We start from the raw sequence: 23,767 nt of genomic DNA, 5'->3' as shown, positions 1-23,767 counted from the left end.
GGGGGCGTACCGCACATCTACTTCCCGAGCTGGAGGAGCAGAGATTGATCCCTCACGAGTGCCAATCCGATATCCCCATTCAGATCGCACAGCTCATGGAGCGCATGCGACGCCATGATGATGACCTCTACGCCCACAGCCTGTTGGTGGGCAGTTTGTCCTTGACGTTTGCGGCGCATCTCGGCTTCCCTCTCCGGGACCAACGCCTGCTGGGACAAGCTGCTCTCCTGCACGATGTCGGCAAATTGCGCATTGATAGACGCATCCTGCAAAAACCGACGACCTTGAATGAACGGGAGTGGTCTATCATCCGTACCCATCCGTCGCTTGGCATCTGGATTCTGTTAAACGAAGGTATTCGCAATCCGGTGGTGCTCGATATCGTGGGGAACCATCACGAACGGTTGGACGGCACCGGTTATCCCGCTGGCCTGAGCGCAAGGCAACTTTCAGAGGCGACCCGCGTCGTCACACTCTGCGATGTCTTCGCGGCGTTGACCGAGACACGCCGCTACGGGAAGCCGCACACACGGCAGGATGCGTTAGAGCGGATGGCAAGAAAGCGGACCCGGCTGGATCTAGACTTATTGAAACACTTCAAGGTCATGATCGAGGCACACTGCGTTCGCGATTCGGCGGAGCGTGGGAAAATTTCCGCTTCATGTTATCGAGGAGGTGAGATATGTCCGAAAGCCTCCTGAACCCGGAGGACGAACGGCTGTGTGGTTTGCTCACAGAGCTGGTGAAAGCCCTCGTGGATGCTGAAAAAGACGTACGCGTGGAAGTCTTAAGCGCGCCCGAAACAATCACGCTGCGGCTTCATGTTGCGGAGTCAGACGTGGGCAAGCTGATCGGAAGACAGGGCCACACGGCGCGGTCGCTTCGGACGATCCTGTCAGCCATTGGCATGAAATACAAGCGTCGATACGCGCTGGACATTGTGGGAGCACACCCTTCGGGGCACTCTCGATGAAGTACGCTACGGAAATCCGAACGTCGACCTAACGACGCCTAGAACAAACCACACGGTGTGACCCCTCCATTGGAATAGAGCCCCATATACTCCTCGCCTGTGGGACGATATCAAGTCTTTCAACTCCAAAGTCCTCTACACGGAGTCGATGCAATCGAGTCTTAGGCGTTCGGTTAATACGCTCGGTACGTGTAATCGAATATCAGCGGCGTACGTTACTCCGGACGAGCCATAGCGCACCGGAGACGAGTCCCCAAACAACCGCCGCCGCAGAAATGACCAGATAGGCATTATGGCTTGTAAGTTCTTTCCACAGTACCGCGGCGAATGCGAGCAAGCCGAAACAACCGAGCGAGGCACCGGCAGAATCCAGACTTGCCGCCATACGACCGCGCCTACGACCGTCGGAACCGATCTCTGCTTTGCGCTTCCTCTCATGATCTTCAATCAAGCTTGCGCTGGCAGGAAAGATCGCTGGGAACGCAAGAAAGAGACCACCTATGCCTGGGCCATAACGCTTTGCGATCAGGCCCGCAAGTACGGTGCATGTGCCCCCAAAGAGAAAACGAAGCAGATACTCATGCGGCCTGGTTTCCTTCAAAGATGAAAGATTGATGTCGATTCGTCTCATGCCAAGCGCCCCACCAGCAACCACAAAGCAAAGGAGACGATAAACCAAATCGGCATAAGGGAAATTGTGGCCAAAAGAGTTGGAGGCCGATATCGACGTAACACCCAGCTGACCAGAGCAGAATAGGCGAGGAACGCAATCGCACCGAAGATCATGGATCTGGTTTCGACAGATGCGAAGGCTTTTCCGCGCTGATGAATCGTCAATCCCAGAGTTGCCAGAGCGATGGAAGGAGCTGCACCAAAGAGGCCGGCGAAGCTCTTCGGACGAAGAACATCGCCGAGCATCGCGAAAATGCTGACGACGGTACCACCCACGATGAACCGAATGAGGTAGTCGTTCATCGCCGGTTAGATCGCCTGTTGCGCTTCTTTGATGAGCCGCATAGCGGCTTCCTCTCCCTTGCAACCCAGCAGCTTGTACTTCTTCCCCTCAAGATTGTGATAGTTGACGAAGAAGTCCTGCAGCTCTTTCAGCCACTTCTCAGGGAGATCTTTCAGCTTTCGGATATTGGCATACATGTGATTGACTTCGGCGACCGCAACAAGTCTGTCGTTTCGTATCTTTTCCTTGCCGTCCAGTTGTTCTCCTTCGATGACCCCGATAAGGCGAGCTTTGACCGCACAGCCAGGAAAGGCGGGCTCGTCCATCAGAAGCAGCACATCGATTGGATCTCCATCAGGAGCCAAGGTCTGCGGTAAAAAACCGAAATCGTACGGAAACACCATTCCTGCGGGAAGAACCTTTTTCAGGCCGAAGATTCCTTGGTCCGGATCGAATGCGAACTTGTTGCGGCTGCCGGCAGGAGTCTCGATGATTACCTGAAGCAGACCTTCCTTCTTGTCGACCGGTTTCAACTTCGTGGGATCCGAGAGAGATTTCAAAGGCGACTCCTTCAAACTAATATGTTAAAGGAATGTTACAGGTCAACCTGTGCCTACTGTGGAGAGGGACCATATATCGTTAGCACCCTTCGGATCACTTTTCTTCTGACGCTGGCCACGCGCGGCCCTGATAGCGCTCATAGCGCTGCTGAAGGTCGTCGAGCTGCAGAACTCAATCGTTGCGTACAGGCACTATTCATCGAGCACGGTTCTGAGCCCACCTCGGTACGTTGGTCCTGTGAAACGTCCTTATCGATACTAATTGTGCGTCATCTTTGCTCTGAGCAATGTACTGTGGGCACTCAGATGACCCGCTGGCCATCGGCAATGGAGGGAGGAGCGCCTTTTCTCGCGTCGGTTGTCTCCGGTCCATGCGCAAAGAACGGAGACGGAATCATAGCTTCTCTACTACGATAGGAAGGCAAAGAATCGTCTGGGTGAAGGTGCAATCCAGGTACCGCTAATGTGGGATCAAACCGCACGCACCCGATCAGTCTTGCGAGATTCAAATTTAACAACGTCCAGTCTGTTAGGTGATCTTGGAACTCAGGAACGCAGCGGCAACTCGTATCGTCGGCACGGGAGAGATGGCGGACCGGGTACGGGCGTATGACTGGAGCGCGACCCCCCTGGGTGCCATTGAGTTCTGGTCGAAGGAACTGGTGACGATGGTGAACCTGACCTTAGCGTCGTCCTCGCCGACGAGAACGATGTGGGGTCCGGAGCTAATCCTGATCTACAACGATGCGTACCGTCCTTTTCCGGGACCCCGCCATCCGGCAGCGCTCGGCAGGCCGGGACACGAGGTATACGGCGAATCGTGGCACGTGGTCGGACCGCTTCTTGAGCATGCCCTGACGACTGGAGAAACCGTCTTTCACGAGAAGTTGCTGGTCCCACTTCCGACGGAAAAGGGCATGACAGGCCAGTACCTGAACTACTCGTTCAGCCCTGTCTTTCAGGATGGAGCGATTGCTGGCCTGTTCGGCTCGCTTCACAACGTCACCGGTGAGGTGGAAGCACTTCGGAAGCTGGCCCAGAGCGAGGCTCGTGGCTCACGGATCCTGCAGAGTATTGGCGATGCCGTCATCGTAACCGACGAAGATGCCTGCATTACAGACATGAACCATGTCGCCGAAAGCCTCACCGGCTGGAACGTCGGCGAAGCCCGTGGTCAGCTACTTGCCACCGTGTTCCACATCGTAGACGAAGAATCCCGGACACCGGTCGAGAGTCCTGCGGACAAGGTTCGCCGCGTCGGAACGGTCGTGGGACTGGCGAATCACACCATCCTTATTCGTAGGGACGGAACGGAAACGGCCATCGACGATAGCGGCGCCCCCATCTGGGACGACGACGGCAAGCTTACGGGAATTGTCCTTGTCTTTCGCGACATCACAGAACGAAAGCTGGCGGAGAAAGCTGCCCTTGGTGAGCGCAAGAAGTTGCTGCAGGTCCTCCAGCAGGCGCCGGTCTTCTTTGCTCTCCTGGAAGGCCCAGACCACATCATTAGCATGGTTAATCCGCTTTACCTGCGTCTGGTGAACCATCGCAATGTCTTGAACAAGCCTGTACGCCTTGCTCTCCCCGATGCCGCTGAACAAGGGTATGTTGAGATTCTGGACAAGGTCTACCAGGGCGAACCGTTCGTCGGAACAGGTGCGAGGTATCAGGTCTACGCCGGTGAAGGCCAGCCCGCGGATGATCGCTATGTTGACTTTGTGTACCAGCCCTTGCGCGAGTCCGATGGTACCGTGTCAGGGATTATTGTGGTCGGTGTGGATGTCACAGACCGTAAGCTCGCTCAAACCGCGGCCCTTCACCTGGCTGCGATTGTGGAGTCCTCCGACGACGTGATCCTGAGCAAGACCCTGGATGGCATCATTACCAGTTGGAACCCTGCCGCCAGTCGTCTCTTTGGTTACACGGCCGAGGAGATGATCGGCGCGTCCATTCTGAAGCTGATCCCAGAAGATCTGCATGCTGAAGAAAAGATGATCATCGGGACCATTCGCGAAGGTCGTTCCGTCGAACATTTCGAGACGGTGCGGCGAACGAAGTCGGGACAACTTCGTGATGTCTCGTTAACGGTTTCACCCGTCAAAAACGATCAGGGCCAGGTCATCGGTGCCTCGAAGATTCTCCGGGACATTTCGAACCGGAAGCGCATGGAGCAGTCCTTGTTGCAGGCCGAGAAACTGGCGGCGACTGGTCGCATGGCGGCAACGATTGCGCATGAGGTCAACAACCCGCTCGAAGCGGTGATGAACCTGCTCTACCTGCTCCGTTCAAAGGTCACCGACGAAGAGGGACTCACTTATCTTTCAACCGCTGAAGGAGAGCTTGGCCGCGTTTCTCACATTGCCAAGCAGACTCTTGGGTACTACCGTGAGCACGCCGCTGCGAGTCCTGTGTCTTTGAACGACCTTGCGCAACATGCTGTCTCGATCTACGAACCACGATGCATGGCTGTCGGAATTGAGATCAGCACCTCTCTGCATGCCACCCAGGTATCCGTCATCCGCCAGGGCGAGATGATGCAGGTACTTTCGAACTTGATCGCTAACTCGATCTATGCCATGCCGAATGGAGGTCATCTCTTCGTTACGGTCGCGGACACTGGAGAGCCTGCTGCCGGAACTGAGATGACGATCGCGGACAACGGCACAGGCATCGCCCCGCACGATCTGCCCAAGATTTTCGATGCGTTCTTCACGACTCGTTCCACCATCGGCACAGGTATCGGCCTCTTTGTAGCCAGGCAGTTCGTTGAAGGCCACGGAGGAACGATCGATGTCACCAGTCACACTGGCGAACCTCTGCACGGCACCAAGTTCCGGATATTCATCCCAGCGCATACACCGTACGAGTCGCAATGAGCGTCGAGGATGTTCTGTCGTGCAACCCGAAAATAGCTTCCGACTTGCTGCTGACGTTTGGCAGGTGGACAGAGAAGCCGTTTAGATTCAAATAGAACCATGGCAGTTGCATGCGTCCGCGATCCGTTCTAAAATTCCGCAATTGGAGTTCTAAATTTCTTACATTCTGCCCGTATCGAGCAGGAGGTGAGCATGGACCGCGAGACACAGTTCCTTCCGAAGCGCCTCCTGGGCCAACCGGAACAATCCATCTGCAAACGCTGTTTTCTTTCCGTGATACCGTCGCGGGGACAGTCCCTGGCGCAAGCGGAAACGGAGCATCGTTGCTACCGTGCCGAGAAGGATTCTACGGGTTATCCAGCCTCGCAGAGCCTTGGGAACGATCAACATTCAGCTTGAAAACTTTGGATTGATCGGATTACCCCCCGTCTACAACCCTGACTCCGATATTTCTATACCAGGCATGCATGCTCATAGCGTTCAGCAAAACGGCAGACAACCCTGGTTGGATTGAGAAAACGCTGCGCCACCTCCATCTCGCTGGCGACAGCCGGGTATGCCAAAGGTTATCCGGCTGCTGAGCTCAAACTTGAAGGAAGAAATCGGCGCGGCCAAGAAGATCACTGCTGCCGGCATCCCGATCCTCAAGCAGAGCGCACTTGAGCTGGAGGAACCGAAGAAGCCAAAGACTGGCAAGGAACAATACTCCGCGAAGAAGAGCAAGAAAGATGAGGCGAAAGCCGCTCCAGACCTACAGGACTAGGCTGTCATTGTTGGTCGGAGTCATCCGTGAGACCCTGCTTCGGCAGGATCTTCCCTTTGGAGGCACGACATGAAAGATGTTCCGCTTGAAATAAGAACACACTCTGCAAACGATTGGTTCGGAAGTTTTGCTGCTTCCTCGTCAGGTTGGTTGGGCTCGAAATGGGCCTTCGCGGGTGCAGGACTTGTGATCGTAATTTGGGCAACGACTGGCCCGCTCTTTCACTTTTCCGACACATGGCAACTCGTCATCAATACGGGTACGACAATCGTCACCTTTCTGATGGTCTTTCTCATTCAGAACACCCAGAACCGTGACGCGCGAGCCATCAATCTCAAGCTCGATGAGTTGATCCGAGCACTGGATAAGGCGAGAGATCAGATGATCGATATCGAGAACCTCAGCGATCTCGAGCTCGACGAACTTCAGTTACGGTATGAGAAGATTCGGGCCGCTTGCGATGAACGCCAAAAGAAGGAGTCTTCCAAGTAGGTCACTACCCGCGGCACACGGTTCTCCTAAGCCGAACCGTCCCGGTGCGGGAAGGTCATGCTAACGACAGTCCCGCTCTGAGAGACGCGGTTACGGCTACGGATGCGAATTCTTCCGCCGTTCTTTTCGATCAAGTCGCGTGAGATCCAAAGCCCTAAGCCAGTACCGCCGATCCCCTTGGTGGAGAAAAAAGGTTCAAAGAGGCGGGCGAGAGTACTGGTATCCATTCCGTGACCGTTGTCGGCAACCGTAATTCGCACGCCTTTCGCACCTGATGGATACAAAATGATGTCGCGGTTCCGGATAATCAATCGACCGCCCGCACGCATGGCGTCGAATGAGTTTGACACCAGGATTACGAAGACCTGACGTAGTTCGTTTTCAAAACAGAACAAAGGCGACACACGCAGGCTGTCATTTACCGTTACGATGTTCTGGTTTTCGAGCCGTCCTCGGTACAGTCCGAAGACCGAGTCTGTGAGCATCCTTAGATCGAGAGAGGTCCTTCCACTGCTCTGCTTATGAAAGCGCAATGTGTGCGTGGCGATATGACTGACGCGCGCAAGCTCTTCCTGGGCCATTGCAACGTACTCTTTGGCTTTTGGCTCAGAGAACTGAGTTTCCAGAATGTAGAGCAGATTGGTCACAGCTTCGAGCGGATTATTGATCTCGTGGGCGATTGAACTGGCCAGGCGACCAACGGAGGCCAGTTTCTCACTCTGTAAGAGGGCCTTCTCGCCCCTTTTACGAAGCGTGCTGTCGCGGATCACCGCAGAGAAAGCTACCAAAATACCCGGAGCCTCCATGTGTGGCGTGAGGATTACGGACACGTCGACCGGATCTCCGTCCTTCAGCGTACTGTGCATCTCTATGCGGGCTTCATTCCCACGGCTCAACTTCGTCAGGGCGGTGGCGAGTTCACCGCTATATGCGTCGGGAAAAAGCGAAGCGAAAGAGCGTTCTATTGCCTCTGAAAGCGTCAAGCCGAAAATTAGTTCAGCTCCATCGTTCCAGCTTTGGATCTTTCCATCTGCTGTAAGGCTGAAGATGGCATCGGAAGATCGTTGAACGACTTCAGCAACCCGTTCTGACTCTCGGCGTGCTCGTAGCAACTCGCTCTCGTACTGCTTCCGCTGAGTGGCTTCAAAGAGAGTCAGAATCAACCGTTTCGGGCCATCCGTCGTGGCTGGCGCTGCCACGGCGTTCACAAACACAGGAACACGACGCCCGTCTGAATGAATGAGATCGAGCGAAATCTCGCGAACAGCCCCGCGCATTAGAAGCATCGGTTTGAACTGAGTCTCGTAGAACATCCTGCTTCCAGTGGAAAGCAAGTCCTGGAAGCGGACTCCCAGAAGTGGTGTATCGATTCGACCGGTCAAGGTCAGGAGAGCTGGGTTTGCGAAGAGTATCGCTCCATCGATAGAGAGAAGAACATAGGCACTCGGACTGCACTCCAACAACCAGGAGGCGTCGACCACATCGACCTTCTGCTCTACAGGAACTTTTTCAGTTCCGCGATCACTTCGCCCGGTGCGCTCATGTGCGGGCAATGTCCCGATGCGTCCATCAACACGAGTTGGCTCTTCGATAGACACTGGTGTACATATTCTCCCACGCTGAGTCCCGCGATGACATCCTTCTGGCATTGCAGAATCAGTGTCCTGATGCCCAGGTGCGGGAGGTCGGCGCGGTTATCCGAGAGAAATGTGACGCGCGCAAAATGATGAGCCAGAGCTGGGTCCATGCGGCAGAAGCTGGCTTCCAATTCTGCGGCTAACTCTGGGCTCTCAGGATTTCCCATAATTGCTGGAGCCATCGCAGCGGACCAGCCGACATGGTTGCTCTCAAGCGTCTCAAGAAGAGATTCAATGTCACTTCGTTCGTACCCGCCGACATAAGCCCCATCATTGATATAGCTGGGCGAAGGTCCGATCATGGTCATGGTTTCGAATGGTCTGGGGCTTTCGATAGCTGCTAAGGCGCCGATCATCGAGCTGACCGAGTGGGCCACGAAATTCACCCGGCTCAGTTGTAACTCACCGATGATGTCGAGAACGTCGCGAGCATATCCATGAAGGGTGCTGTACTTCGTGCGATTGAAGGCAGATGCGTCGGCATGACCGGAACCTACATAGTCAAACAAAACAATTTTGAAGTCATCCAGGAAAGCCGGGGTGACATGTCGCCACATGTTCTGATCGCAACCGTAACCATGAGCGAACATGAGTGTTCGCTCACCTGAACCAAGAATTTTGACGTTGTTCCGTTGCACTGCGGTCATGCAGACTTCCTTTCGCCAAGAAATGACGCTAACCATCAGGATACCTGCACGTGGCCGACAGAGCCATGAGCAGGGTTTCAGAGATCGGCCTGCCTTTTAAGAATTACAGTATGCGGAAACTCATTGGTGCTACTGCCATACAACACCGCCGAGCGGGAGGAAAAGCGAGGAGACTGTTCCGACACCTTCACAGCTATGCACCTTCCTCGAACCGGCATGACGGGACAAAACCTCTTGCTTGTCCAGAGGCCGAGTCCGTTAGTGGGGACGATGGCGATTGATGATCCATCTCCAGAGGTGGAGAAGCAGTATCCCGAAGGGCCTGACGGCCATTTGGAGAGCTGAATCTCCCTTCGGCAACTGCAGCATCGGGATTCCCTCTGGCCCGCTCGCGATCCTCTTCGGCTTCCTCGACAGTTTCGCCACGCCAGCCAAACCGGAACGTGGGCTTGCGTTCATCCGGGTAAGACCGCCAGCCGCGTAAACTGAATCTGTAGAATCATCCTGCATAAGAGCAATACCTCATTCCCCTGCGAGCCTGCTTATTTTGGCATGAAGGAGCTATGGAGCTTGGAAGCAGCATGTATACCTACACAACGGTCTCACCATTAGGTCAAGGCGGCTTCGGAGAAGTGTTCCACGTAAGGCGTAACGATGGAGCGCAGGTTGCTCTCAAGGCGCTCCGTGAAGACAAGCAAATGAATCCTGACGCCGTCGAGCGTTTCTCACGTGAAGTTCGACGGATCGAATCGCTATCACACCCCAATGTGATCACGGTGCTGGACAAGCGGCTAGACGCGCCTCGTTATTACTTCGTGATGCCGCTATATCCTTCAACCTTGGCACGTGAGCTTAGCCAGTTTCAAGGCAACCCAGCTGCGTTTCGGTCGCTCTATGCACAGCTGCTCGATGGTGTAGAGCACGCACACAACGAGGGCATACTTCATCGGGACCTCAAGCCGGAGAACATCTTGATTGATGGTGCGGGAAACGGCATCGTGACAGACTTCGGCCTTGCCAGAGATCTATCTGAAGAGGAACGCATGACTCATACCGGTGAAGGGTTCGGCACTCATGGCTATGTAGCCCCTGAACAGTGGGAGAATGCCAAGACCTGTGATCATCGAGCGGACATTTTCAGCTTGGGAAGGATCTTATACGTTTTGGCCGGGGGCTCACATTGGGAAGCCGATCTGGAACGGATCCCGCCGATCCTCGCCGCCCTCGTTCGAAAAGCCACGGCATCTGAACCCGAGCGCCGCTATCAGAGTGTTGCGGAGCTGCGGCTGTCATTTAATGCAGCACTTGATCTGATGTTGAATGTCGCTCCGGAAGGCACCATCGAGAGTCTTATTGATCGGATGGCCGCTAATCCAGAGAACCCTGCATCGTTTCTTGGTGCTCTTTGTGCTGCGCTGGTTGGACATGAGTCAGATGGAGATCTTATGCACCAGGTCGTTATGAAGATGTCAGGCGAAACTCTCGAACTCTATGAACAAGAGGCACCGGACCAACTTGAGAGGATCATCGCAACATTCGAAGACTTCACGTCAACCCAAAGCTGGGCATTCTCATACACCGACCAGATTGGGAGTCACTGCGCGAGGTTGTTCAGGCGTGCGAACCGGCCGAATATACGCGCGGGGCTTTTGCGAACCGTACTTCGCGTCGGCACTTCCCACTACCGCTTTGACGTAATGAAGATGTTCGGAACAATGCTTCAGTCAGCACGTTCTCCCGAGGATGCGCAGTTTCTGGCGAGTATCCTCTTAGGGAACGATCAGCTCGGCACGGTCCGTGATTTTATTGAACTTACGCAATTGCCCTATGGGCTCAGTCGTCTGTTTCCAGCCTAACGCTACCTCATGAGAGAACTATCTATCGCGGCGAATTTAAGATTCGAGAGAGAGTGACAGACGCAAAGGAGACAGACGGGCTTATTCGGGTTCTAGTAGCGAGGAACGGGTACGTGACGTGCAGGGGCGTTGAACCCCTTGTTCGCGCGGACGCTTTCCCCTTCTGGCCCCTGCGTTCCGGAATCGCGTCCCCGGAACGGTCCATTTTCCGAGTCAATAGGAAAAGGCTAGCGGTTCCTTGCGAATGTCTGCCCATCCGGCCCGGCCAGAAAGATATCGCCGTCGCTCCAACACGTCGCAACAATCGTTCCGTGATCGATAGTGGAATAACATCCGTACTCGGAAAAACGCTCATAGCTGGCTGATGCGTCATGCTTACCGACCAGCTCACCGACAGAACAGACCGTGAGATCGGGTGCCATGGCTTTTACGGCATTGAGACTGTAACCACTTTTACGTCCATGATGGGACGCCTTCAAAAGATTGACCTTCGGCAACTTATTCCCGTTCGCCGCAACCAGTTTGTCCCACAGGTCGGAAGGCAAATCACCGCCGAGAACGATGGAAGATTCTCCATGTTGAATCTGGATGACATAGCTGAAGTAGTTGGGGTCGGCTTCCTCATCCTTTGATTTGGTGTTCTCGAAGGGAGCCCAGATTGAAATGCCGTCCTCTTTGTAAAACGAAGCCGATGCGTTCTGACGCAGTTTCAGAAGCGTGCAATCGTTGAAGCGGCCTTTGCGGAAGTCTTGATATCGATCCCAATCTCGCTCGTCATGATTGACCTGCGCCCACTTGTTCTTCTCCATATCTTTGGTGATCGAGTTATCCGTATCCCAGAAGTTCACGATGTTGTAGCCTTCCACGCCAAGGCGATGAAGACCGCCCATGTGGTCCATGTCCGGATGCGTCTGGATATATCGAAAAATCGATTTCTGGCCGGGCAAATGTTCCTTCAGATAATCGATCGGATCGACGAGCTTTGCCTCCTCATCCTTGAGATGGGCGTCCGCGCCGAAGGTCGCAGCAAGTGAACTGGTCGCCCATGTGGCGTTCCTGGCATACTTCTTCTTAAGCTCATCACGCGTTGGAGCTGCTAACTTCTTGCAGTTCATGATGTCGACAACGGTCAGTCTGTTTTGGAACTCGATGATTGTGCAATCACCATGGCCGACATTGAGAAAATGAATTTTCAAGTTTGTCAACGACATCTATGCCTCTACCTTTCGATCAATATGACTCGCGCGTCTTTACCCACGACCGACACCTTTATCAACTATCTAGTCTTGCTTTTGTTTTGGTTCCTCAGACGTGATTTTCACGCTCTCCAATGCGAGGACATTTGAAACAAGATGCGTTGCAGCATTACGGGCAGCGAACATTACTATGAGGTATTCAACGCCTAAAAGCAGAACTCCGATCACGTCCCGTTTGAAGGGAACGTCGAAGAAAGCATTACAGGCTATACCGACCACGATGAATGCGACAGCCAGGGTTGCCATCTCTCGAAACCGCAGATAAGCACCATGCGCGTCTTCAACGGAAGTATCCGAAGTATGAGTTCGGTAGATTCTGTACCATAGTGCGGTTTGCTCTTTACATTCAGTGGGGAATGGCCCGTGTTTAATCAGAAGCTGCTTCATGTCGACGCGGGGGTCAACGGGTCCAATCGCTGTGAAAGCTCTGCTTGATGGCAAACAATGTCTGCCTGTCTTCCAGAAGACAATGGACTCTTTTGCTGCTCGAGGCATCGCCCAACCGATAGTGCCCGTGACCAACGTCAGGAACGCCGGAATGGCGATCAGCTTTCCGACGATGGTCCAGTTGCCCTTTGAAAGCTCCTGGAGAAGGTTAAGAAGCTGAGGAAGCCCCAACGCGATCACGCCTAATGCAATTGCATTTGAAACGACAAATGTAATCAGTTGAGGCTGGTTCTTTTGTTTGAGAGACTTTGCCATACTGTCCTTTCACTTGTCGATGCCATGTTTTCGAAAGAAAGGCCGGAGGGCCTCGCGGTTTGCGAGAGCAACATGTTTTCTGGGGTTCTCTGCATTTTCGAGAAGTCCAAGGTGCTCCAAATGGTAAAGGAGAAGCGCTTCTTGAACACGCAGGATTAAGCGCCCGTCTTCCATACAGTAGTCGGCTTCGACAACCTTGCGCTGGTCAGTTGAGAGATCTGGATGAGGGACGATGATGGCCTCGATGAAATCGTGCCAATCGGCATCATCTTTTGGATCAATCGCAGAGACATCTCCCAAATGGATTGCATAAACGCGTCCTAATACAAAGTCGCGAAACTCATTGCGGTTGTGACAGAACGCCCTTACATGCCAGCGGCGCCCGTCGAATCCTAGAGCGTGCGGAGATGCAAGGCGTGAAGACGGGCCTGGCTGGCTCATCGATTGGTAGCTGATCCGGACCGATCGTCGCTCGCGCAACGCCAACAACACAGTTTGGAGCACTAGTGGATCGACCGATCGCGCCGGGTCGCGGACGATACCGGTCACAGGCACCCAACCAAGGAACGATGAGTTTGCGCTCATTGCGCCGGTTGATGTGGCCCAAAGACGGGTCAAATACTCATCTGAGGAATCGCGAATAAGAAGCGGCTTGAACGAATCGCTTGCAATATAGGTTCTCTGCAAAACATCGTAGACGGCATTTGTAGGCGCAAGCTCTCTGTATCGCGCGAAATCCAAGGACGCCTGTGGAGTCGAAATGGAGAAGTAATTTACCAGATCGGTGCGATTAACCCTCCCTTCCCACAAAAGGCGAAACTCGATGAATTCCAACCGCCGTTCTTGTCCCCATCGCGCGGGTAAGAGCTGATTTTCCGCCAAACTGCCCACCTTTTCCACTTTTCTTCGCCATCTAAAAACTAGATGGGCTATAGTAATCTTGATTCTACTTCAAGGAGGGACGACCCCGCCAGAAATCGAGACGAGGCCAGTTCCGTGGGAGATTCCTGCATATGGCAACTTCGATTACCTTCTTTCCCGTAGATAACGGGGATATGACGCTTATCAGCCTGGGAGACAAGTCCGGGAAAACCATTCTGATCGACTGCAATATCCGCGCATCTGCGGATGATCCAGACGACGAAACCCGTGATGTAGCAAAAGATCTTCGTGAACGGTTAAAGACGGACGTGAATGGACGGCCGTTCGTGGACGTCTTCCTTTTGAGTCATCCTGACCAAGATCATTGCCGGGGATTGAAAAAGCATTTCCATCTTGGCCCACCGGCAGACTACGCAGACGATAAAAAGCCTACCAACGAGAGGCGCATTCTGATTGGTGAGATGTGGTCCTCGCCCATGGTGTTCCGGCGCGCCAGCGTCGAACATAAGCTTTGCGACGACGCCAAAGAGTTCAACACGGAGGCGAAGCGACGTGTCGCACTTGCCCGTGAGAAGAACTGCTCGGGCATCGACGATGGTGATCGCGTTCTGATCTTGGGCGAAGATGAAGATGGTAAAACCGATGACATCCTAGCAATCGTTGTGAAGGTCGATGAGGACATCACAAAGGTAAATGGCTCTGAAAACGCCGTCTTCAAGGGGCGTCTGCTCGCGCCCATGCCGAAGTCCGAGAGCGATGAGGAAGAAGAAGAATTTCGCAAGAATCACTCCAGCGTCATCTTGAACATGGAGCTGGCAGACGACGAATCTCGTAAAACGGTCAAAAACTTCCTGAGCGGCGGAGACGCCGAAGTGAGCATATGGGAGAAGCTTTGGACAAAGCACAAGCAGGCACCGGCTGTGCTGGAATACGATCTGCTGCAGACGCCCCATCATTGCTCGTGGCACTCCCTTTCTCATGACAGCCGTTCCGACCTCGGCGATAAGGCGAAGATTTCACCAGATGCAAAGTCGGCGCTCTCACAGATCCGCGATGCAGGACGAATCATCGCCAGTAGCTGCGCGATCAATGATGATGATTGTGATCCGCCCTCCCACGCGGCGAAAACTGAATATGAATCCATCGCCAAAGGAGCGAAGGGAGAGTTTCTTTGCACGGGCGAAAATCCGACGGAGGCCAATCCTGCACCGATGGAGTTCACCATCTCGGAGCAGGCGATGAAGAAGTCCGTGAGAAAGGCAGCTGTCGAGGCACCCTATGTGATGAAGAAGGGCCTGATTGACGAAGTCGCTCGGAAGGCTGCGGAGGCAGAAGCTGTCCAGAAGGGTGGCAATAGCCGCTATGCCTGAGCGGAGCAGCATTGTGATGCGTCTACGTGAGGAAGGAATCTCGAAGGTGGATTCCTTCCTCACGTCGGTGTGTCAGGCGCGACGCCTATCTTTAGGCGAGATCGGTGCCTATGAAGGCCGTTCACTGATTGCCGGTTGGGAGTTCCACGTACAAGCAGGCTTGGCGGCAAGGCGGCTCCGAGTGGTGCTCGATTCACGGTTTCCATTTTCCCTCCCGAACTTCTTCCTAGTGGATCGTCCGGAGTTCTTGACTTGGCCGCATATCGAAGAGGATGGACGCCTCTGCCTACGCGCCAGCAATAAAGTCAACAAGCCAGATCGCCCTGCGGAGATCGTTGGCGTTCTTCTTGGTCAAGCCGCAGACTTGCTATGTGCGTCCGAGAGCCGATCCAACGAAGGCGACTTCCGGATGGAGTTCTATTCCTACTGGAATCGGAGTGTTGAGCACGACGCCTTGGAAGTGTATAGCCTTTTGAAAACAGAGGGTCCCAGTAGGCTCGTTCGAGTTTGGCGAGGTGAATCTCGATCAGTGGTTGGAGAATCTGAAGAAGCCGTCCTAACCTGGCAACGGCATCGCTTCGGCAACCTTCCTCAGTTTCAATCAACCGACGCCGCATGCTTTCTCTGGCTTCCCCAAGCTCTAATTCCAAGTCAGTATCCTCAGACAGCCGGTGATATCTATCGGCTGGCTGAGATGACGTCGGGGGGCAAACAGCTAATCGAGCAATTTAGCAGAAAGGGACAGTCCCCGTTTTATTTCATTCTCGGGGCGGACAGCGGCAATGGTCCCTGCCTCGCTGCATTGAAGACACAGCCCTCTGTAACAGCGGATATTCGAGGCCGGCGTCGAAATCGTCGACTCAATGGATTTAGACCTGGAAAGATCCCGCCGTCCGTAACGGCTTCTCGTCTATTCTCTTCGAGCAGCTCGGCTGCGCGCTTGAAAGTGAATCGCGTCGATTCCGCTTGGATTCACGGAAGAGGACATGACCCACACCATGCAACGTTATCCGGGAAGAGAGTTCTAATCGTAGGTTGCGGTTCTGTTGGAGCGCCGATCGCGCAACAACTGATCATGTCAGGTGTAGGCCATCTGGATGTCATAGATCCCGAGGTTCTCACCTCAGCTAACGTGGGCCGACACCCGCTCGGTACTGAATATGTCGGCCAGAACAAGGCGATTGCCCTTGCCGAAAATCTGCAGCGGAACTACCCACACGCGACGATTCGAGGGTTTGGGATCTCCTACGAAGAGTTCATTTTGCAGGAAGCGTCTTCGACGAGGGACGCCGATCTCATTGTCTGCGCTACTGCAGAATGGGAAATCGAGAAGCTCTTGAATCTACAACACATTCTGGGGGAGGTTCCACAAACCATCTTATACACCTGGACAGAGCCGCACGCATGTGCTGGCCATGCCGTACTGCTCACATCGACTAGCCCATGTTTCCAATGCGGTATGAGCTTGGAGGGAGAAGCACGCATGACCATTACAAAATGGCCAGCAGGCATTACGCAGGAACTTTTTGAGCCTGCATGCGGCGCGGTATTCCAGCCATATGGTCCGGTGGAATTGCAAGGCACGATCTCAGTGGCCTCGTCTTTAGCACTGGATAGTCTTCTAGGGAAACAAACAACATCAATCCATCGTGTTTGGGCCGGTCCTCAGTCACTATTGGTGGATGCAGGCGGAACGTGGACTGAAGCGTGGTTAGAGGGGCATCCTGAGCGGCTGCGCGGAGGATTCCAAGAGGAACTTGAATGGACGAAGGACGAACTTTGCCCGGCGTGTGGAAGAAACGATATTGGCGCAGTCTTCACTTCAGAATCGGAGATTCCGAGCAAAGTCTTGTACTCACCCCGAGGGTCCTTAACCACATAGCACGATACCAGCAGTTCGAGCCCTCCTCGCCCGAAGCAGGCGGACAGATCTTCGCACGATTCAATAAAAATCAGATACGTGTGGAACTGGCAACTGGACCGAGAGCGGCTGATCGGCGGTCACGATACGGATATACGCCAAACCGTTCTGCAGAACAGTTTGAGATCGATGCAATGCACAAGCGCGGATTGCACTTCATCGGAGATTGGCACACGCATCCAGAGCGGGTACCGCATCCGTCTCAATCCGACGTGCGCAGCATCCGTGAAGCCTTCAGACAATCGAAGCATCATTTGAATGGCTTCATCTTACTAATCGCCGGGACAGAATCATTTCCGGTCGGCTTGTTTCTCTCCCTCTACTTTTCTGGCGGTGAGATCGCGATCTGCTCAGACTCGTAACATCCGACTGCTACACCACTTGCGGAACCTATTCAAATGCGATGCGCTAACCCATGCGACACAGCATTGGCGCCCTCAAAGGAGACCGCTGAGGACTTGGTGACGCCATGGCTGAGACTGGATGCGAGCGAAGCCGCACTGTTGGTATAAATCTGTGCGTCATGCGAGGCGCGCGAGACAGATACATATGCAAACCTGTTGTTTATCAATTCGGGATGAACGCCGGTATCCATGTTCACCAATACCCGCTCCGAAGTGAGGCCCTGAGAGCTGTGCGAAGTCACGGCATAGCCATGATCGAGGTGCCGCATTTCGTTGGGATCGAAGCGCACGATGCGGTCTTTGGCTCCATCCATGCGCACGCTGATCTTGCCGTCGTCTCCGATGCTCTGGATGGTGCCGAGGTCACGATTGGCAACCTGCAAGTCTCGTTGCGGAGCTGTAAATTGAATTTTGTCCCCGACTGCAAACTCGCGCTCGATCTCGCGGTAAGCGGCGATGCCGCGCAACCGTGATGGGTCATAGGTGACTTGCTGGCCGTCGTCTTTCCGCACGGTGACGAGATTTTCAGCGGGGTTCGTAGTAACAACCTGGGCGTAGGTTCTCGCTTCGATGCCATGCTCTTTGCTGCCGCGAACGTAATGCAGAACGTCGCCGGGCTGATAGCGGGCAGCCCATTCACGGTCAGCGCCGGTCATGTCATTGCGCGGCGTGAGCACGCGCATCGAATGGTCCTTGCTGTCCACGACGCCAAGCGCCTGCAACTCATGCCGCACGGCCTGATTGATAGCGCGGCGCGAAGCATTATCGGGCGAGACGATCAACGTATTCTCGGGATGCCCAGCATACTCTTTCGCGATGGCCGCGACTCGTTGCTGCGGGTCAACGATCTCGGTAATGCGTCCCTGCTGGGAAAGCATCTCGACACCGAGAGCGGTTTCATTGTTGGACAGATGCTCGACAGCTCTCAGGAGTCCAGCGTCCTTCTGACGCATGATCTGGTCAAGCTGCGCGGTCCTCATCCCAGCTTCCTGCAACTGCTCGAATGGCTTCCCGGCATCGACGCCCTGATGCTGGCGGGTATCTCCGATCAACAGAACCTTATCCTGCGGCCCAATCTTATTCAGGAAGTCACGCATCTGCTGTGTCGATGCCAGCGAGGATTCATCGACCATATAGAAATGCTTCTTCGTGGGATCGCCGGCGGCCTGCAGGCCGCCGCCCGCGAGGAAGCGTTGTAGCGTGTCGGCCTGAATTCCAGCGTCACGGAGCTGCTTTGCGGCACGCGATGTCGGTGCAAAACCTTCTACGGCGTAGCCATTCTGTTCGGCTCCTTCGCGTATGAGAGAAAGCACTGAAGTTTTGCCACTGCCTGCCCGCCCCTGTAGTCCTTGCACCCGGTCATACGATGTGAGAACTTCCTCGACAACCCTCTTTTGAGCGGGATTGAAATGAGAGCGCGAGTCCACGAGCGCGACTGCGCTTTCAATCGCCATGATCTGCGGTGCACGGCTCTGCCCATCCTGAACCTTTTGGACGATTTCATTTTCAGCCCTGATGGTCGCCGCGGTGGTGAACCTGCGCCCGGCCTCATGGGCGTTTGCGGGAACGGCTTTGAACTCGCCGGAGGCAACACGCGCCTCGAAGCTGGCGCGGACCTCCGGGTACGTCATCTCGCCCATGCCCCGGCGCAACGCATCCACGTAGAGAGCACGTTCGTCTACGACTGCCTCACGCTCGAAGCCTTTATCGCGGGCGAAGGTGACGGCCTCCCGTACCTGCTGCTGCCTTTCGTTTGGAGGGCGCTCTTGTGTCTGTTCCATCCGCCGCTGCCGCGCCTCGGCCACAACCCTTTCGGCCTGGTTGCCGAACTCATCGGCAATCTGTTTGTGGGCGGCCAGGATTTCAGCGGGAGACAGGATAACCTTCTTATCGCGGGTGTTGTGTGCCGCGATCTGCGCAGCCTCCGGCCCGGTGAAACCGCTGCGGCCTAACGCCTCTTCGATCTGCTGGCGGCGTGGACTGGATGCCTCGAGATAGGCCGCCGTGAAACCCTTTACGTCAGGTGCTCCACTCTTTCCCGCTTCGATTTCATAGCCAAGGTCGCGCAACTTGTAGGTCAGATGAGATTGGTAGACGGCGGTGGCAAACTGCTGGCTCTCGAAGAGAGCGTGCGGTTGCAATGCCCGCATTTTGCCGTTGTCGCGTTCGGTCATATTGAATACGACGACATGCGTGTGGAGCTGCGGCGCGGCGTAGCCATCTACCGGACGGGCAGTGTCATGCTCGAACTTTGCCGCCGCAAACTTGCCAGTCGTCTCGGCGGGATTGTTGCCGCCGATGCGCGCCTGCGTGTATCTCTCCAATTCGTTCAAGGCGACATTGACGGCCTCACGGTGCGCCTCACGCACGCGGTCATCGCCACCGACGAGCGCGGTCAGGGAGATCGACTTGGGCGCGGAGAAGGTCGCGTCCCAACCGGCGCGATGTTCGACTGGCGAGACTGTCTTTCCCTCGGCGTTCTTGTACTCGTGGACGACGCGATGCGAGACTAACTGCTTGCCGGTTTCTGGGTGCTGACCTTCGGAGAGACGAGCAAACTCCGCTGCGCCTACTGCTCCCGACAGACCAAATTCATCGGCCAGCTTGCCATGCCATTCACCTTGTATGGTGTCACCTTGCTTCCAGTAGTTCTGCTCGGCGGCGGTGAACTCTTTCGCGTGATACGTCTGTGCCTGGCTGGCCGAGAGCGGCTTCGAGATGTTCAGCATGGCAGTTCCTAACCGTGCGTGATGACGTTCTGTTCGTCATGGACATCTGCGGTAAGGGAAAGCTCAGGCTGTACCGCCTGTGATGTTGCAGGGTTGTTGGGTGTAGGCGGCGGGGCTGGAGGTTCCGGCTCCTGCTTCAGTTCGGCAGAAGACGCCTCCGGCTTGCCGTTCCGTATGTTCTTCGGGTCATACGGGAGCTTGTCGTCAGGCCGCTCTCGCAGCTCAAATGGCTTGGCGATTTCAGGCATATCGAAGTACGGAAACGAAAAGTAGGTCACATAGTTTTGGTACTTCATAAAGGCGTGGAGGTCTGGGAGCCCGGAGATTTCGGACTCCAGAACCAGAGGCTCGACCTGCCTATCCATCGTGAAATTGCGCCCAGCCCTCGTACCGTCGAAGTGTGTCTCGCGTAGCCGCTCGATCTCTACTTTGCCGATGAACTTCGATACCCACTCCCCGGCATTTGGTTCTTTGGTGGTGAGCCAAACGCTGGTTGCGGGCTGCGAGAGCATCACCTCGGCAAGATGCCCGTAAAGGTACTCGACCTGTGCCTTGCCCTGGAATCCAAGCACGACCGGATTCTGGCCCTTGCGGCCTTCTGTCATCGCGGTGTGAAGTTGCGGCAACTTCTGTAGGCTCGCCAACTCATCAATCAAAAACCAGACACGCTTTTGTCCTTTGGTCGGCTCATTGAGCAGACGCAAAACCAGCCAATCAATCCAAAGACTCTGCAATGGCCGTAGCGCCTCGCGCTCGGCTGCGCGGGAGGTAAGGAAGATCCATCCCTGGCGTTTTTCCGCCCAATCGGAGGCAGTCCATGTGCCGTTACCCTCGGCCTTCTTCGGCAACAGACGAAGACTATCGGCAACCAATCCCAGGGAGCCGAGAACGCCTGCCCGCTGTTGGTGGGCCTGCGGGTCAATCAGGTGTGCGTGCTCGGTGCCTTTGAGCCTCCGGTCGATCTCATCCGGGTTCGACATCCATTGCACCAGCTCGTCCGGCGATGGCCCATACGCCATGAGGAAGGCAAAGATTTTCTGCGGAGACTCGATGAAGAACTCACCCTTACGATCCTGCGGCGGCTGGAACAGGGAGACAGCCAGAGCCTTCGCCTCGGAGCGGCTGCGCAGTTCCTCGGCTGGTCCCCAATACGGGCAGCGCTTGTCCAGAGGATTCAGGATGACATCCCCACGCGACGGGTCATAGAATCGCTTCACGAACTCTCGTGCCGGGTCATACACGATGGCCGAATCGCCCCGGCTTTGTACCTGCCGGAGTACCTGGAACATCAGGGCGGACTTGCCCGCGCCGGTGTCACCGATGAACTGCATGTGCTGGGCCTCGGCTCGCGCCGGTATGCGAATCATCTCCTTCATGTCATCGGTCTTGAACCCGACTCCATCGCCTTTTACAACCTCGTTGAACTCCTGCGGCGTGAGCTTTTCAGGGCCTTTCAGCCGCCTCCCATACTTCAAAGCCTTCTGCCGCTTCACATCCTTGGTGACAGCAAGCGGCAACAGGATCAGAAAGACTCCAGCTCCGCAGAGCAACGGTAGTTTCACGATGGCGGACAGGTCATCCTTATAAAGGGCGACTTTGAGATAGTCGCTGAGGCGGGCGTCCACGTAGCTCCGTAGCGGGCCGCGAAAGAGCAAGTCGTTGCCATGCTGGAGCGCACTCGGAGAAAGTGCCAGAGGGATGATTCGGCCTCCCGGCTCCATCGTTTTTCCATGTACGACATCGTCACTCATGGCGGGGCTTGGCTTGTTGCCTCGCCCGGTCAGAAAGAGCACCCGGTACTCACTGCGGTGCGTCTTGCTGAACGACCCGAAGATGGAAGTACGCACATAGACCGGCATATAAAACCGCTGCAATGGAGTCCCGATGAAGCGAAGGCGACCGTAGAGAAACAGGAGCGTCAGGACGATGGCGGCGAAGATCGCGCCATAGGTATAGATGGGCCGGTGCTGAGGCCAGATGATCGTTTCTTTGCGACCCCACGTTGTCTTTGCCATTGCCTTATCTCCTTCCTTCGGCCAGGAGTTTTCCGGCCATCTCATGTTTCAAAGTGCTGATCTGGTCAAGCAGTTTGTCGAAGGCTTCGAGCGACATGCTCTGTCCTGCGGCGAGCGGTCGCAGGACATTGACCAAAAGCAAGCGCACGCCAAGAATCTCCGCGAGTGAAGGATCGGCAGTTGGCTCCGAGCGCAGCTCGCGGAGAATCACGTCCCGCATCCATTCGCTGCGGGCCTGCCCCAATCCCTCTGCATGTTCTGTGACCTCACGATGTTCGTCCTGCGTGAGTTTCACTGTCACAGGACACACCCGGTTAGCGGCGTGCTCGCCATCCGAAAGAGTGGTGGTTTGGGTATCGAGTAAAGACATAAAACACCTCGAAATTTCAGGTGCACCCAAGTGCACCTGAATTTGCTATGTGGTTGGTTCTAAACAAGTGCACCTAAGTGCACCCAGCACGAACCTGTAAGGGGTGGAGTGTCGAAATACACCCGGTGCGCAGCACCGCTCTGGTACTGCCACGGATGTAGGTGGGGGATCATGCCTTCGATCCCGCCACAACTGCCGGTGTTTGGGACACCGAAGACGCTGCGGAAACCGGCTTCTTCACTGGAGGTTCCGGTGCCTCATTTGCGGATGCTCTACGCACGCGCAATGTCGGCGTAATCCGTTGCGCTTCGGGAGTGCGAAGAAACTCCTGAAACTCACGGTCTTTCGAGAAGACATAAGCAAGCGCCTGCTCCACAACATCATTCGCAGAAGCGTGGATGAAAGCGGCGTACTGATCGACCTGTGTAGCGGTCGTGTCCGTGAGCCGAATAGAAGCGCTGAGGTGACGGGTTTGGGTGACTTCCAGCAGTGGCATTGTGTTCTCCTTTGGGGTTGAAATCAGGCTGTCTTTCGATGGGCAATCATGCGCTGCGCTGTCGTCGCAATCTCCCGCGCACGAGCGGAGCAAAGTGCAGCGGGAAGCTCGGAACAACGACGGCATTTGAGCATCGCAATCACGTCATCAAAGCTGCTGCCTTCGATGAACCAGAGACGAGCGGAAGCCACGTCGATGGTGCGCTGCGCGTAGTAGAGAGGATTGGGTTTGTCTGCGCGCTTTGAAGCCAACTCGTGCGTGAGCGTCAAGGCATCTTTGCCGTGAACAAGTTCATGGGAAACCCACGCCCAGTCACTCTCCGAATGGCTACGCTTCGACGGTGGCTTTCTGGAGCCGATAGGGGTGCCGGGAAGCATGGCATTGACCGCGCTGGCGTCAAGCTCGAAGTCATCGGGATTCCAGATGGAATCGTCGGGATATTCGACCGTGACTTTGTAGGGGGGATCGTACTTTCGATTGAGGAATCCGGGGACGCGCAGAACACGGTTGCAGTCGGTGCAAGCCGGATCGCCACCGAAGGCAATAGCGAGCTGCTTGAGCGTCTGTTCCTGACGCGCAGAGTCGAAACCTTCGACGCGCCAAAGCACCTGATATTTGCCCTGCGAGGTAGAGAGAATCGAAGTCGGCGGCGGCACCAACTCCGATGCGCGGAGCGCAGCGAGCCGGGCATCCCCATCCGTGTCGATGTCTATATAGAGATGGCGAACGGATGCAATACTCTCTTTCGTTCGCTTGCGGCTGCCGGGGTTAAGTGGATTGGCAGCAACGTAGACGTTGTTGCGACCATGCTGGTTCTCGTAGGAGAGCCACGCCATATACCGGGTCTCCAAAGCCTGCTC

The 23,767-nt window shown here is 55.2% G+C and carries 22 protein-coding genes; 9 read left to right on the top strand and 13 right to left on the bottom strand.

Annotated elements, in window-relative coordinates:
* The first annotated feature begins 44 nt into the window (after positions 1–44).
* Both JAO32_RS14785 and JAO32_RS14780 read left to right on the top strand, forming a co-directional pair.
* A complete protein-coding gene (locus JAO32_RS14785; protein WP_334241732.1) occupies positions 45–701 on the top strand; it encodes an HD-GYP domain-containing protein in 657 nt (218 codons plus the stop codon).
* Positions 683–973, top strand: coding sequence for a KH domain-containing protein (locus tag JAO32_RS14780; RefSeq protein WP_334241730.1), 291 nt, complete (start codon positions 683–685; stop codon positions 971–973). Before JAO32_RS14785 ends, JAO32_RS14780 begins: the two co-directional genes overlap by 19 nt.
* Positions 974–1,175: 202 nt before the next feature.
* On the opposite strand, the gene JAO32_RS14775 is transcribed toward JAO32_RS14780, so the two are convergent.
* From JAO32_RS14775 to JAO32_RS14765, 3 genes are read right to left on the bottom strand one after another with little or no spacing between them, the layout of a single operon-like run.
* Entirely contained in the window at positions 1,176–1,604 is a 429-nt protein-coding gene (locus tag JAO32_RS14775) for a DUF3147 family protein (RefSeq protein WP_334241728.1), read from the bottom strand.
* Positions 1,601–1,948 (bottom strand): DUF3147 family protein, encoded by a 348-nt coding sequence (locus tag JAO32_RS14770; protein WP_334241727.1) that lies wholly within the window; start codon positions 1,946–1,948, stop codon positions 1,601–1,603. Before JAO32_RS14770 ends, JAO32_RS14775 begins: the two co-directional genes overlap by 4 nt.
* 6 nt (positions 1,949–1,954) lie before the next feature.
* On the bottom strand, positions 1,955–2,461 hold the full coding sequence (locus JAO32_RS14765) for an inorganic diphosphatase (protein ID WP_334241725.1): 507 nt from the start codon (positions 2,459–2,461) through the stop codon (positions 1,955–1,957).
* 614 nt (positions 2,462–3,075) lie between these two features.
* Between JAO32_RS14765 and JAO32_RS14760 the strand changes: the two genes are divergently transcribed.
* The 3 genes from JAO32_RS14760 to JAO32_RS14750 all read left to right on the top strand — a co-directional run bounded on the left by JAO32_RS14760 (position 3,076) and on the right by JAO32_RS14750 (position 6,622).
* Positions 3,076–5,367 (top strand): PAS domain S-box protein, encoded by a 2,292-nt coding sequence (locus JAO32_RS14760; protein ID WP_334241722.1) that lies wholly within the window; start codon positions 3,076–3,078, stop codon positions 5,365–5,367.
* Positions 5,368–5,923: 556 nt separating this feature from the next.
* Positions 5,924–6,130 carry a hypothetical protein gene (locus JAO32_RS14755; RefSeq protein WP_334241720.1) on the top strand — a complete coding sequence of 69 codons (207 nt, stop codon included), beginning with the start codon at positions 5,924–5,926 and terminating at the stop codon, positions 6,128–6,130.
* Between the two features lie 69 nt (positions 6,131–6,199).
* On the top strand, positions 6,200–6,622 hold the full coding sequence (locus JAO32_RS14750; protein WP_334241719.1) for a low affinity iron permease family protein: 423 nt from the start codon (positions 6,200–6,202) through the stop codon (positions 6,620–6,622).
* Between the two features lie 26 nt (positions 6,623–6,648).
* Here the strand turns inward: JAO32_RS14750 and JAO32_RS14745 are convergent, their stop codons facing one another.
* Entirely contained in the window at positions 6,649–8,220 is a 1,572-nt protein-coding gene (locus JAO32_RS14745) for a PAS domain S-box protein (RefSeq protein WP_334241716.1), read from the bottom strand.
* Positions 8,118–8,906, bottom strand: a complete 789-nt coding sequence (locus JAO32_RS14740; RefSeq protein ID WP_334241715.1) for an alpha/beta fold hydrolase — start codon at positions 8,904–8,906, stop codon at positions 8,118–8,120. The genes JAO32_RS14745 and JAO32_RS14740 overlap by 103 nt, the downstream gene beginning before the upstream one ends.
* A gap of 581 nt (positions 8,907–9,487) precedes the next feature.
* Between JAO32_RS14740 and JAO32_RS14735 the strand changes: the two genes are divergently transcribed.
* Entirely contained in the window at positions 9,488–10,762 is a 1,275-nt protein-coding gene (locus JAO32_RS14735) for a serine/threonine-protein kinase (RefSeq protein ID WP_334241713.1), read from the top strand.
* Positions 10,763–10,989: 227 nt separating this feature from the next.
* Here JAO32_RS14735 and JAO32_RS14730 read toward each other — a convergent pair whose 3' ends face one another.
* The 3 genes from JAO32_RS14730 to JAO32_RS14720 form a co-directional block, all read right to left on the bottom strand.
* Positions 10,990–11,973, bottom strand: a complete 984-nt coding sequence (locus tag JAO32_RS14730; protein ID WP_334241711.1) for a ComEC/Rec2 family competence protein — start codon at positions 11,971–11,973, stop codon at positions 10,990–10,992.
* Positions 11,974–12,042: 69 nt separating this feature from the next.
* Complete coding sequence (locus tag JAO32_RS14725) at positions 12,043–12,720, bottom strand: hypothetical protein (protein ID WP_334241709.1); 678 nt, start codon at positions 12,718–12,720, stop codon at positions 12,043–12,045.
* A gap of 9 nt (positions 12,721–12,729) precedes the next feature.
* Positions 12,730–13,602, bottom strand: a complete 873-nt coding sequence (locus JAO32_RS14720; RefSeq protein ID WP_334241708.1) for a helix-turn-helix transcriptional regulator — start codon at positions 13,600–13,602, stop codon at positions 12,730–12,732.
* 131 nt (positions 13,603–13,733) lie between these two features.
* On the opposite strand from JAO32_RS14720, the gene JAO32_RS14715 reads away from it, so the two are divergent.
* The 3 genes from JAO32_RS14715 to JAO32_RS14705 are packed head-to-tail and all read left to right on the top strand — an operon-like array spanning position 13,734 to position 17,255.
* Positions 13,734–14,972, top strand: a complete 1,239-nt coding sequence (locus tag JAO32_RS14715; RefSeq protein WP_334241706.1) for a hypothetical protein — start codon at positions 13,734–13,736, stop codon at positions 14,970–14,972.
* A 16-nt stretch (positions 14,973–14,988) separates the two neighbouring features.
* Positions 14,989–16,854 (top strand): ThiF family adenylyltransferase, encoded by a 1,866-nt coding sequence (locus JAO32_RS14710; RefSeq protein WP_334241704.1) that lies wholly within the window; start codon positions 14,989–14,991, stop codon positions 16,852–16,854.
* On the top strand, positions 16,761–17,255 hold the full coding sequence (locus JAO32_RS14705) for a Mov34/MPN/PAD-1 family protein (protein ID WP_334241702.1): 495 nt from the start codon (positions 16,761–16,763) through the stop codon (positions 17,253–17,255). The genes JAO32_RS14710 and JAO32_RS14705 overlap by 94 nt, the downstream gene beginning before the upstream one ends.
* A 32-nt stretch (positions 17,256–17,287) precedes the next feature.
* Here the strand turns inward: JAO32_RS14705 and mobF are convergent, their stop codons facing one another.
* From mobF to JAO32_RS14680, 5 genes are all read right to left on the bottom strand, one after another.
* Positions 17,288–20,026, bottom strand: coding sequence for a MobF family relaxase (gene mobF, locus JAO32_RS14700; RefSeq protein ID WP_334241699.1), 2,739 nt, complete (start codon positions 20,024–20,026; stop codon positions 17,288–17,290).
* A gap of 8 nt (positions 20,027–20,034) precedes the next feature.
* Complete coding sequence (locus JAO32_RS14695; protein ID WP_334241697.1) at positions 20,035–22,041, bottom strand: type IV secretion system DNA-binding domain-containing protein; 2,007 nt, start codon at positions 22,039–22,041, stop codon at positions 20,035–20,037.
* Between the two features lie 4 nt (positions 22,042–22,045).
* On the bottom strand, positions 22,046–22,441 hold the full coding sequence (locus JAO32_RS14690) for a hypothetical protein (RefSeq protein WP_334241695.1): 396 nt from the start codon (positions 22,439–22,441) through the stop codon (positions 22,046–22,048).
* 139 nt (positions 22,442–22,580) lie between these two features.
* On the bottom strand, positions 22,581–22,907 hold the full coding sequence (locus tag JAO32_RS14685) for a hypothetical protein (protein ID WP_334241693.1): 327 nt from the start codon (positions 22,905–22,907) through the stop codon (positions 22,581–22,583).
* Between the two features lie 23 nt (positions 22,908–22,930).
* Positions 22,931–23,743 carry a RepB family DNA primase gene (locus JAO32_RS14680; RefSeq protein WP_443082601.1) on the bottom strand — a complete coding sequence of 271 codons (813 nt, stop codon included), beginning with the start codon at positions 23,741–23,743 and terminating at the stop codon, positions 22,931–22,933.
* Positions 23,744–23,767: the final 24 nt, after the last annotated feature.

Source organism: Terriglobus sp. ADX1 (assembly GCF_036877645.1).
GTDB lineage: Bacteria > Acidobacteriota > Terriglobia > Terriglobales > Acidobacteriaceae > Terriglobus.
The sequence above is the reverse complement of the archived record's forward strand: the minus strand, read 5'-3'. Positions and strand labels throughout refer to the sequence as shown.